Here is a 10767-nt window from a genome sequence, read left to right as displayed (position 1 = left end):
TCAGCCGACGAAGGTGGCGACCCAGCGCTCGAAGCGCGGGACGTCGCCGCCGTGGGCCTCGAACCATCCCCAGGCCCCGCCCGGCGTGCCGGTCACCTCGTCGATGACGAGGTCGATGGCCTCACGCGGAGTCCGCAGGATCGGAGCGGCGAGTGTGGTGCCGGCCGGGATTCTGCGCCGCTCGCGCAATCGTGCGAAGACCCCGGCGATGAAGTCCTCGGTGCGCTGGTAGTCGGCGATCACCGAATCCGCCTCGACCCCGGCGAGGAGCAGTGCGATCGCCACGACCATGCCCGTGCGATCCTTGCCGGCCGCGCAGTGCACGAGTGTCGAACCGGTGGAATCGAATTCGTTGAGAGCCGCGGTGAGCCGGTGTTGCCCGGTGCGGATGACCGACGAATAGATCTCGATGAGCGCCGTGTCGGCGAGCCGGTCGATACGCGCACTCGACGACACCTGCCGATTGACGACCCGCACAGCCGACGGCCAGGTGACGGCTATCGGCTCGATCTCCGTGGGGTTCCGCAGGTCGACGACGGTACTCGGCGGCCACGGCACCCCCGCCGGGTCCTCGTCGGCGGGATAGGGCGCGTCGCTGCGGATCAACACGTTCGGCACCGTCACACCGCCCGACGCGAGGGGCAGCCCACCCAGGTCCCGAAGATTTGCGAACGTCCGGAGCCTGGCATCGGAGGAGGAGAGGGTCACGCGATTCCCGTCGTTGTCACTGACAAGTCGCACCTCAGGATACTGAAGTCTGGACCCTGCGGTATCCGTGCGTGAGCTATCTCTCCGGAGTCGCCTCCAGGCGGGCCTGCGCATCCCGGAACATCGCCACGACGGCCATGCGTACGTCCGTCCGGTTCACCACCGGACGGTCCCACTCGAATCGCATCTCGACGACCCCTTCGGGGACGGTGACGTCGAAGATCGCGGCTTCGTGATCGAATCCGGTCATCACGGCCGCAGTCGCGTCCGGGCGTCGCCCGAGAGCGTGGCAGATGACCAGTGAATCGTCGGCGTGGTCGCCGTTCATGTGCGCCAGCACCCCGGCCACCACGTCCTCGGTGAACTGCGGTGTCGTGTCGTGACCAGCCATGTCAGCCTCTCTCGTCGATCTCGTCGAGGGTACTCGGCGCCGTCACCTCGTCTCCGGACGGTGTTGCCCCGGGACACGATCGAGCACTCACGTACGGTGAAGCGATGACCGGGTACCACTCCTACGAGCCGGCCGCGGGCCACCGGCTCGCCCATGACCCCCTCAACGCGATCATCGCGCCGCGTCCCATCGGCTGGATCTCCACGGTGTCCGACGACGGGGTGCGAAATCTCGCCCCCTACAGCTTCTTCAACCTCTTCAACTACTCCCCTCCGATCATCGGCTTCGCCAGCATCGGCTGGAAAGACACTGTCGCCAATGCCAAGTCGACCGGTGAGTTCGTGTGGAACCTCGCGACCGAGGCGATCGGCGAGCAGATGAACCAAACCTCCGCCGCGCTTCCTGCAGACGTCGACGAGTTCGACCACGCCGGCCTGACCGCGGTCGACTCCGACCTGGTCCGCCCGTCCCGGGTCGCCCAGAGCCCGGTCAACTTCGAGTGCCTGGTCACCGAGGCCTTCCAACTGCGGTCCGCCGCAGGCGAGTCCGTGGACACCTGGATGGTCCTCGGCGAGGTCGTGAAGGTGCACATCTCGACGGCGCTTCTCGGTGACGACCTGACCTACGACACGGCGCGCCCCCGACCCCTGTTACGCGCCGGCGGCAAGGGTGACTACTTCATTCCGAGCGACGAACACCATCTCTACATGGAGCGGCCCCAGCCGATGACGCGTTAGGTTCCCGACACCGCGCGCTGGATCGCCGGCGCCGTCGGCATCCCGGTGCGCGCCCCCACGTGAACCACCGACAACGACGCTGCTGCCGCACCACGCCGCGCAGCCGTCACGAGATCGTCGCCGGCCGCAAGGGAAGCCGCCAGCACGCCGTTGAAGGTGTCGCCGGCACCTGTCGTGTCGACCACCGTCTCGACCCTGCCCGCCGGCACGGCGGTCGCACCGGCGCGGTCGACGACCAGCAACCCATCGGCGCCGAGCGTGACGATCACGGTCACCTCGAAGTGTTTCGCGAGGGCGACTGCCATCTCGGTCTCGGTCATGCGGTCATGATCCGCGACCACCGACGTCCGCACGTACAGGTCGCGCAGTTCCGAGGCGTTGGGGGTGAGGATGTCCGGAACCGAGATCACGCCGACGAGTTCGTCGAGGACGGGGGCCGGATTGACGACGCACGGGACACCCTGTTCCGCAGCGGCTTTCACCGCTGCAATGGCTGCATCGGGGGCTATCTCGGTGCTGACGAGTACGCAACCGACTCCCCAGTCCGCGGCGCGGCCGACGGCCGCGCGTACCCGCTCGGGGTCGACACGCGCATTCGCCCCCGATCCCACCGCGATCTGATTCTCGCCGGACGGATCCACCACGATCAGCGCGGCGCCGGTGGCGACTCCGGCGACCCGGGTGACCTCGGTGATATCGACGCCCTCGTCCGCGAGCTCCGCGAGAGCCCCCGCTCCCATCTCGTCGTCACCGACCGCGCCGCAGTATCGGACAGCCGCGCCTGATCGCGCCGCCGCGACAGCGGCGTTCGCACCCTTGCCACCTCCGTGGCGGGCCACGTCCGGCCCGACGACGGTCTCCCCGGGGCCGGGCAGCCGATCGGCACCGACGACGAGGTCGACGTTCACGGCCCCGACTACGAGCACCTTCCCGGTGTCAGCATCGGTCATGAGGGCTCCTTCGACGTCGGCACAGGCAGGTGCGCACGATTCTGGCACCTCAGAAAGGCGCCGGACCGGGGCGCGCGGGAAGGAGACGCACACGTCCCGCGCGACCCCGGTACGTCACGGCGTGGTCGACGCACCGCGCCTGGGAAGTACCCAATCGGCGCGCGGGAAGTGGCAGGTGTAGCCGGACGGATACCTCAGCAGGTAGTCCTGATGCTCGGGTTCGGCCTCCCAGAACGGTCCTGCGGGCTCGATGGTCGTGACGGCCGCACCCGGCCACAGGCCCGACGCGTTCACGTCGGCGATCGTGTCCCGGGCCACCTGCTCCTGCTCCGGGCTCAGCGGGAAGATCGCCGACCGGTAGCTCGTCCCGACGTCGTTGCCCTGGCGGTTACGAGTGGTCGGATCGTGGATCTGGAAGAAGAACGCCAGAATGTCGCGGTACGTGGTCTGCGTCGGGTCGAACACGATCTCGACGGCCTCGGCGTGACCGGGATGGTTGCGATAGGTGGCGTGGTCGTTCTGCCCGCCCGTGTAGCCGACGCGGGTGCCGAGGACACCCGGCTGCTTGCGGATCAGGTCTTCCATCCCCCAGAAGCATCCGCCGGCGAGGACCGCGGTCTCGGTGCCGGGTCGGACGGTGATCTGGCCGGTGTCGGTGGTCATGCGGTCTCCCCTTCGGTATGGGTGTCTGCGGTTGTGGTGTCGCCGAACAGCCCGGTGTACTCCCCGTAGCCCTCGGCTTCGAGGTTGCTAGCCGGGATGAAGCGCAGCGCTGCCGAATTCATGCAGTAGCGCTGTCCGCCGGCTTCGCGCGGACCGTCGTCGAAGACGTGGCCGAGGTGGCTGTCGGCCCCCGACGAACGCACCTCGGTGCGTCGCATCCACAGGGTGCGATCGGACTTGGTCGTCACGGCGGCGGAGTCGATGGGTCTGGTGAAGCTCGGCCATCCGGTGCCGCTGTCGTACTTGTCGGTGGACGAGAACAGCGGCTGGCCGGAGACCACGTCGACGTAGATACCCGGCTCGTGGTTGTCCCAGTACTCGTTGTCGAAGGCGCGCTCGGTGCCGTCGCGCTGGGTGACGCGGAACTGCGCGTCGGTGAGGCGGTTCAGGGCCTCGGGGGTCTTGCGGTACTCGTTGCTCACGATTCCTCCTGTCGACGCCGGCCGCTCGTCGATCTGGCATGGCTCTCCGGCGTCATCATGCGCAACAACGCGGGGTCCCGATTTGGTCCCGCGCGAGTGAATCCGACAATTCAGGCTGGTGAATCCGGCTGCGAGGTCGTCGTTACCCTGAGGACCGCCAACCAACACAATGGCGTCAGGAGTTCTCCACGTGACGATCGAGCACGGAAGCGCCGAAACCGGCGTCGAGGCAGACGAGGGTTACCAGCGCGGGCTCACCGCGCGCACCGTCCAGATGATCGCCATCGGCGGCGCGATCGGCACCGGACTCTTCTACGGGTCGGGCGGAGCGATCGAGAAAGCCGGACCGGCGCTCGTCCTCGCCTATGCACTCGCAGGCCTCGCCATCTTCATCGTGATGCGAGCCCTCGGCGAGTTGCTGATCTACCGTCCGATCTCGGGCGGGATCAGCGAGTACGCCGACGAGTTCCTCGGCCGCTTCGCCGGGTTCAGCCAGGGCTGGACCTACTGGGCCGTGTGGACCACCACGTGCATGGCCGAGATCACCGTCGCCGGCAAGTACATCAACTACTGGTGGCCGGCGGTCCCCGTCTGGCTGACCGCACTGGTCGCGCTCCTCGTCCTGTTCTGCGCGAACCTCATCTCGGTCGGGCTGTTCGGAAAGGCCGAGTTCTGGTTCTCCACGATCAAGGTGACCGCCATCGTCGGCATGATCGTCGTCGGCATCGGCGTGCTGCTCCCGATCTCCGGGTTCGGCCCGGAGACCGGACCGTCGGTCACGAATCTCTGGAACGACGGCGGATTCTTCGCCACCGGCTTCAGCAATGCCCTGCTCAGCCTGCAGATCGTGATGTTCGCCTATGTCGGCGTCGAGCTGGTCGGCGTCACCGCGGGTGAGGCCGAGAATCCGCGGGTCACGCTGCGCAAGGCGATCAACTCGGTACCCTTCCGCATCGGCATCTTCTACGTCGGCGCCATCATCGTCATCCTGTCCGTGCGCAGCTGGAAGGACTACCAGGAGGGCGAGAGCCCGTTCGTGTCCGTCTTCTCCTACATCGGCATCCCCGGAGCCGCGGGGATCGTGAACTTCATCCTGCTGACCGCTGCCCTGTCATCCTGCAACTCGGGCATCTACTCCACCGGCCGGATGCTGCGGTCGCTGGCGCACACCGGTGACGCCCCGAAGCAGCTGACGAAGCTGTCGAGCCGCAAGGTCCCGGCCGCGGGCATCGCCGTGAGCGCTGCGGTGATGGTCCTCGGCGTGGTGGTCAACGTGCTGGACCCCGAACACGCCTTCGCGTACATCACGGCGGTCTCGACGGTCGGCATCATCGTGATCTGGTCGACGATCCTGCTGTGTCAGATGGCCTTCCGGCGCCGGGTCGCACGCGGCGAATTACCCGCCTCCGACTACCGGGTGCCCGGGGCGCCGGTCACCACCTGGCTTGCACTCGCCTTCCTGGTCATGGTTTTCGTATTGCTCTTCTTCGACGAGGACGGGCGTATCGCGCTCATCGTCGGCGCGGTGTGGTTCACCGGAGTCGGCATCGGTTACCTCGCCTGGACGCGCAACGCCGGGGAGCTGGCCGACCGCGAGGTCTGACGATCCGCCGACGAACGAACCCGGACCAGATGGACGAGCGGCCCCGACGGAGATGTCCGTCGGGGCCGCCCGGGTTCGGGGGCGCCGAATCCGGTCAGAGAAGAGTGACCCTGCCAGAGGTGCCGTCGACCTCGACCATGGCTCCGTCGGTGATCCGCCGGGTGGCTTCGGTGGCCGACACGACGCAGGGGATGCCCAGCTCGCGACTCACGATCGCGGCGTGGGAGAACGGGGCGCCCACGTCGACGACGACCGCAGCGGCGGCGACGAACAGCGGAGTCCACGACGGATCGGTGATCGGTGCGACGAGGATGTCACCCGGCTCCAGGGCCGAGGGATCATCGGGATTCGTGAGAACCCTGGCGCGGCCGCGTGCAGTGCCGCCACAGGCGGGAACGCCGGTGATGGTGTCACCGCTGGATGCGGCAGCGACACTCGACTCCGAACGCAGCGGCCATTCGCTGACCGGGGGCGGGGTGCCGTCCACGACGAACGGCGGTGTGCGATCGAAGAGGTCGAGGTAGACCTTCTCCCGCTCCACGAGGGTTTCCCGGTAGGACTCCGGGTTCTCGAGGAAGTCCGGCAGTTCGTCGGCGAACACCATGAAGATCTGGCGGCTCGAGTCGATCGCGCCCTTGTCCGCGAAGCGACGACCGAGTTCGAGAGCCGGTAGACGGAGCTCGTGGATGAGCATGGCAGCGGTTGTTCGGCCTCGTTCGCGGCCTCGCATCCACAACGCGGACGCATTGAGAACCGCCTCGAACTGCGCGGAGGCTTCCGCGTCGGCGGCCAGGGTCTCGCGGATCGCCGCTGCTGCAGCATCGCGTTGCGCGGCGCGCTCGGCGGACTTCGCCTCCGGTGCTTCGTCATCCGAGACATCGCGCATTCGATCGATGGTTGCAAGGGCCAGGTCCGGGTCGACACCCCAGGTGATGGCTCGGATCTCCCACTCGGCGGGGCCACGGAAATCCCAGTCGGCGAGGAATGTGTCGAGCTCAGCGGTGAACTCCGCGACCGCGGCCGACTCGGAAGCCCTGAGCTTCGCGTAGAGGCCCTTGGTGCCTGCGTCGAACAGAGCCGCGACGTCCGGATGCTGAGCCCGACGGCTGAGATCCCACATACGCAGCGAGGGGCCGGCGGAATCGACGTTGCCGAGTCCCGCGACGAGGGTGAGGGACTGTTCCGGCTTACCGACCGCCTCGGCCAGCTGTGCGATGGCACCGAGCCCGACACCGGACTTCAGGCTCGCCTCGATGTGATGCTTGAAGAGTCGACGCAAGAGGGTCTCGAACGAATTCATCCGCTCGACCAGCTCGGCGTCGGACAGCGTGGTCATGTCCGGCCGATTTCGACGGATCTCGTCGACCTCGTCGCGATCGGCGTCGTAGGCGGCGAGGTCGGTCGCGCCGAGGACCTGCTCGGCGAGCCACGCGTCGGCCTTGGCCTCGTACTCGGGGCTCTGGTCGAAGTCCCGCTTCTCACTCTCGTAGCTCGGGATGCCCGGCATGTCGCCGAAGTACTGCAGGTCGACCGCCTCGGCGCCCATGCCCGGTACCCGCACACCGAACAGGCGCATCAGGGACATGTTGATGTAGAGGTAGCTCCCGAAGGCCGGAAGGATGTTGAAGTCGACCGAGTCGTCGTAGAGGTCGTCGTCCCACACCCCGCACGCGATGAACGCATCGCGCCATCCGGGTTCAAGAGTGTGCTGGAACCCGAGGGAAGCGTTCAGCGGGGTGATCGGGTCGGGGAAGATCTCACCGACGTTGGCGCGGGAGTACAGCGGGAAAATTTTCGAAGTCTCGTTCGAGATCGGCCAGGCAGTCATGTGTCCGGGCGTCCTTCCATTTCGTCTTGAGCCAGCGGCCGAATCCTCGAACCGCTTCCGGCATCGCGCCACCGATTTGTCGGTTAGCGAACGCTGTGTCACATTATTCTGTGACACCACTCACGTTGTCAACCGCCCGTGACTGCCTATTGCCCGTCCAAACACGCGCTTTCGTCCGAACGTCCCATCTCCACTGGACACAGATGTGATGAGTGAGTCACTATTTATGGCAGGCACGCCGGTGATGACAGGCTGCCGAGAGGAGAAGTCTGATGCGAGTGCTGGTCACCAACGACGACGGGTACGACGCCGATGGGTTGATCGCGGTCGCGTCGGCGCTAATCACGGCGGGACACGAGGTGGTCGTCGGCGCACCGAGTTCCGAGCGCAGCGGCAGTGGCAGTTCGTTGGGCACCATCGAGGACGGCGCGCTGATTCCCACGACCGAGCACCGGCTCGCCGAACTCGGTGACACCCCGGTGTTCGCGTTGGACTGTCCGCCGGCATTGACGACAATCGCGTTCTGCTCGGGCGCGTTCGGACCGCCGCCTGAGCTCGTGGTCAGCGGCATCAACGAGGGCCACAACACCGGACGGTCGATCCTGTTCTCGAGCACGGTCGGGGCCGTCCTCGCCGCGCGCGTGGCCGGCGTCGGCGGCATCGCGGTCAGTTCCGGCTTCGCCCCGCATAGCCGCTACGACACCGCCGCGGCGGTGACCGAGCGTATCGTCGGCTGGATCGCCGAATCCAACACCCCGCGAATGACGTTGAACGTCAATGTTCCTGACGTCGACTTCGCCGACCTTCGTGGTATCCGGATGACATCGCTCGCCGCCAGGAGCATGTTCTCCCTTCGACTCTCACGCACCGAGAACGCACTGCTGATCAATCGCGTGCTGCGGGACGCCGGCTTCCGCGAGGGCACCGACAGTGCCGCCGTGGCCGACGGTTTCGTCTCGGTGTCGGCGTTGCGCGGAGTCGACGCGGACAGCGATCCCATTCGCGACGCGGACGCAGCGGTGCGATTGGACGACGCATTGGGTCTGACGCGACTCGCCTGACAGCGCCGAGCAACCTGTACACCGATTGAGCCGCCCGTCACCAGGTGACGGGCGGCTCAATCGATATGGGGCTCAGTCGCTGCTGCCGGACCGAGTTCTCACTCGTCGCCGGCGCCGCGCTCGCGGCCCGACGTCAGCAGCAGGTCCTGGTGCAACTCCATCCAGATGTCGTGGTAGCTGTCGTACATCGGACGGGCGAACGCCGCGGTGTCGCCGTCGCGCACCTTCTGCAGTGCGACCGACAGTCGGGCGCTGTAACGACCCAACCGGGGAATGTCGGTGCCGACCGCATCCAGCGCAGCGGAGACCCGCTCGTGAACCTCATCCAACTCGGCGACGACAGATGCGTCGTAGTCGGGATCGGTGTGATCGTTGGGCGTTTCGTCCGGACGAACCTGCCACGCGGAGCAGATCTTCTTGAAGTCGCCGTTGATCGGTCCGAAGGCTTCGCGGAACGTATCCACTGCCACACGCTCGGAATCACCGAGCACGAACTCCGTGGCCAACCGCTCGTACTCCTCGCGGCCTGCCGGAGTGATCATCGTGCCGGAGATGCGTCCGCCCTCACGGCGCAGGACGAAGCCCGTTTCCCGGAGCGCATCGACCGTCGCGGTCAGTGTGTCGGAGGCCAGACCCGTCAGCGCGGCCAAGGCCTCGTCACTGGCGAGTCCTTTCACCTTGAGGGCGTGCAGCACATCGAATTCGGCGGTTGAGGTCTTCGTCGTCATACTTTCTCTCCTTGAAACGTCGACGGACTGGGCAACTGTTGCGAATCGGGGAACTTCGACGAACCGGGGCCGGCGCCTTCGTCCGCGGTGGCGAAGCGGTCGACCAGTGTGCGCTTGTCGAGCTTGCCGGTGGGTAGGCGGGGTAGGTCGGTGGTGAATTCGACGGATCGGGGCGCCTTGAAGTGCGCCAGGTGCTCGCGCGCGTGGTCGATCAACTCGGCCTCGGTGACCACCGCTCCGGGGCGCACCTCGACGACCGCCTTGACCGACTCGCCGAACTCGGCATCCGGGACACCGACCACCGCCACGTCGGCGACGGCGGGGTGAGCCATCAGGGCCGTCTCGATCTCCTCGGGGTAGATGTTGACCCCGCCCGAGATGATCATGAAGCCACGACGCCCGACGAGATAGAGGAAACCCTCGTCGTCGAGGTACCCGATGTCCCCCATCTGCTTCAGTGCCGGACGGGACGCGTCACCGGAACCGGCGGTGGCCTCGAAGCAGACTGTGCCCTGTTCGCCGGGGTCGACGTCGGCGCCGTCGGCGTCGGTGATGTGCACCCTGGCAGCACCGAGGGGGCGGCCGACCGACCCGGGGTGCGACTGCGCCTCCAGCGGCGAGATGTAGGTGTGGCCGTAGCCTTCGGAAGCTCCGTAGTACTCGTGGAGGATCGGCCCCCACCAGTCGAAGATCGCCGTCTTGACGTGCGGCGGGCACGGGGCACCAGACGTGAAGGCCACCTGGTGACGGGGCGAGAGCGCGATGGACTCCCGATCCGGTAGACGCAGCAGGCGGACGAGCATGGTCGGCACCCACTGTGAGTGGGTGACCCCGTAGTCGACGATCGCCCTCATTGCCCCCGCGGCGTCGAACCTCTCCATACACACCACCGTGCCGCCGGCAGCCAAGGTGATCAGTTGGAACGTGAACGGCGCCGCGTGATAGTTGGGTGCCGGGGAGAGCAGGACAGAGTCGGAACCGACCCCGAGCTTGTCGACCAGCCCGGAGTGTCGGCGCGGCGCCTCGGAGGGATGTATTCCGAGCAGTGGCTGGGCGAACCGTTTCGGGCGCCCGGTGGTCCCGCCGCTGTAGAGCACTCGCGCACCGAGCAACTCGGTTTCCAGCGGGTCGGTGGATTGATCGGCGAGGGCCGTATCCCACTCGACACACCCCTCGGCCGCCCCGTCGGCGCACACGATCACCGGGTGCTCGTCGGTCGTGCCGCCCACCGCGGCGACCACCTGCTCGGCGAGCGCAACGCTGGTGACTATCGCCGCCGGACGGTCCTCACTGATGAGTGCCGCCAACTCGGCAGGCTTGAGGTGCCAGTTCACCGGCGTCACGTAGAGGCCACTGCGCATCCCGGCGGCCACCGCCACCGGCCAGGCCAGGTTGTTCTCCATCACCAACACGACCGAGCCGCCCGGGCCGACGCCCCGCGACTGCCAGAATCGAGCCAGCTGGTTCGATCGTCGATCGAGCTCGGCGTAGGTGATGCGCTCCCCCGACCCCGCCATCACATAGGCGATGGCTTCGGGGCGGTCACGCACGGTCGACGGTGGGTACACGTCACTCCTGATTGCGAATCGCAAGTCGCATTGCTCACCCCCGGCCGA

The 10767-nt window shown here is 67.1% G+C and carries 11 protein-coding genes; 3 read left to right on the top strand and 8 right to left on the bottom strand.

Annotation, left to right across the window (positions count from 1 at the left end):
• Window positions 1–708: a tyrosine-protein phosphatase gene (locus BPODLACK_RS17120; protein ID WP_024499651.1), complete on the bottom strand. Its 708-nt coding sequence runs from the start codon at window positions 706–708 to the stop codon at window positions 1–3.
• A gap of 76 nt (window positions 709–784) precedes the next feature.
• Window positions 785–1099 (bottom strand): DUF2470 domain-containing protein, encoded by a 315-nt coding sequence (locus tag BPODLACK_RS17115; protein ID WP_159405779.1) that lies wholly within the window; start codon window positions 1097–1099, stop codon window positions 785–787.
• A gap of 104 nt (window positions 1100–1203) precedes the next feature.
• On the opposite strand from BPODLACK_RS17115, the gene BPODLACK_RS17110 reads away from it, so the two are divergent.
• The gene (locus BPODLACK_RS17110; protein ID WP_024499649.1) at window positions 1204–1836 is read left to right on the top strand and encodes a flavin reductase family protein; all 633 of its coding nucleotides are present in this window, start codon (window positions 1204–1206) and stop codon (window positions 1834–1836) included.
• Here the strand turns inward: BPODLACK_RS17110 and BPODLACK_RS17105 are convergent.
• The 3 genes from BPODLACK_RS17105 to msrB all read right to left on the bottom strand — a co-directional run bounded on the left by BPODLACK_RS17105 (window position 1833) and on the right by msrB (window position 3931).
• Window positions 1833–2786: a PfkB family carbohydrate kinase gene (locus BPODLACK_RS17105; protein ID WP_024499648.1), complete on the bottom strand. Its 954-nt coding sequence runs from the start codon at window positions 2784–2786 to the stop codon at window positions 1833–1835. The genes BPODLACK_RS17110 and BPODLACK_RS17105 overlap by 4 nt on opposite strands.
• A 114-nt stretch (window positions 2787–2900) precedes the next feature.
• Window positions 2901–3449: a peptide-methionine (S)-S-oxide reductase MsrA gene (gene msrA, locus BPODLACK_RS17100; RefSeq protein ID WP_159405778.1), complete on the bottom strand. Its 549-nt coding sequence runs from the start codon at window positions 3447–3449 to the stop codon at window positions 2901–2903.
• A complete protein-coding gene (gene msrB, locus BPODLACK_RS17095; RefSeq protein WP_159405777.1) occupies window positions 3446–3931 on the bottom strand; it encodes a peptide-methionine (R)-S-oxide reductase MsrB in 486 nt (161 codons plus the stop codon). The genes msrA and msrB overlap by 4 nt, the downstream gene beginning before the upstream one ends.
• 190 nt (window positions 3932–4121) lie before the next feature.
• Between msrB and BPODLACK_RS17090 the strand changes: the two genes are divergently transcribed.
• Window positions 4122–5534 (top strand): amino acid permease, encoded by a 1413-nt coding sequence (locus BPODLACK_RS17090; RefSeq protein WP_159405776.1) that lies wholly within the window; start codon window positions 4122–4124, stop codon window positions 5532–5534.
• Window positions 5535–5628: 94 nt separating this feature from the next.
• On the opposite strand, the gene BPODLACK_RS17085 is transcribed toward BPODLACK_RS17090, so the two are convergent.
• Complete coding sequence (locus tag BPODLACK_RS17085; RefSeq protein WP_024499644.1) at window positions 5629–7362, bottom strand: PEP-utilizing enzyme; 1734 nt, start codon at window positions 7360–7362, stop codon at window positions 5629–5631.
• Window positions 7363–7634: 272 nt separating this feature from the next.
• Here BPODLACK_RS17085 and surE point away from each other — a divergent pair, with 272 nt between their 5' ends.
• The gene (gene surE, locus BPODLACK_RS17080) at window positions 7635–8423 is read left to right on the top strand and encodes a 5'/3'-nucleotidase SurE (RefSeq protein WP_024499643.1); all 789 of its coding nucleotides are present in this window, start codon (window positions 7635–7637) and stop codon (window positions 8421–8423) included.
• Between the two features lie 98 nt (window positions 8424–8521).
• On the opposite strand, the gene BPODLACK_RS17075 is transcribed toward surE, so the two are convergent.
• Window positions 8522–9151, bottom strand: coding sequence for a MarR family winged helix-turn-helix transcriptional regulator (locus tag BPODLACK_RS17075; protein ID WP_024499642.1), 630 nt, complete (start codon window positions 9149–9151; stop codon window positions 8522–8524).
• Window positions 9148–10719: an AMP-binding protein gene (locus tag BPODLACK_RS17070; protein WP_024499641.1), complete on the bottom strand. Its 1572-nt coding sequence runs from the start codon at window positions 10717–10719 to the stop codon at window positions 9148–9150. The genes BPODLACK_RS17075 and BPODLACK_RS17070 overlap by 4 nt, the downstream gene beginning before the upstream one ends.
• Between the last annotated feature and the right edge of the window lie 48 nt (window positions 10720–10767).

The organism is Gordonia sp. YY1 (genome assembly GCF_009872315.1).
Classification (GTDB): Bacteria; Actinomycetota; Actinomycetes; order Mycobacteriales; family Mycobacteriaceae; genus Gordonia; species Gordonia amicalis.
The sequence above is the reverse complement of the archived record's forward strand: the minus strand, read 5'-3'. Positions and strand labels throughout refer to the sequence as shown.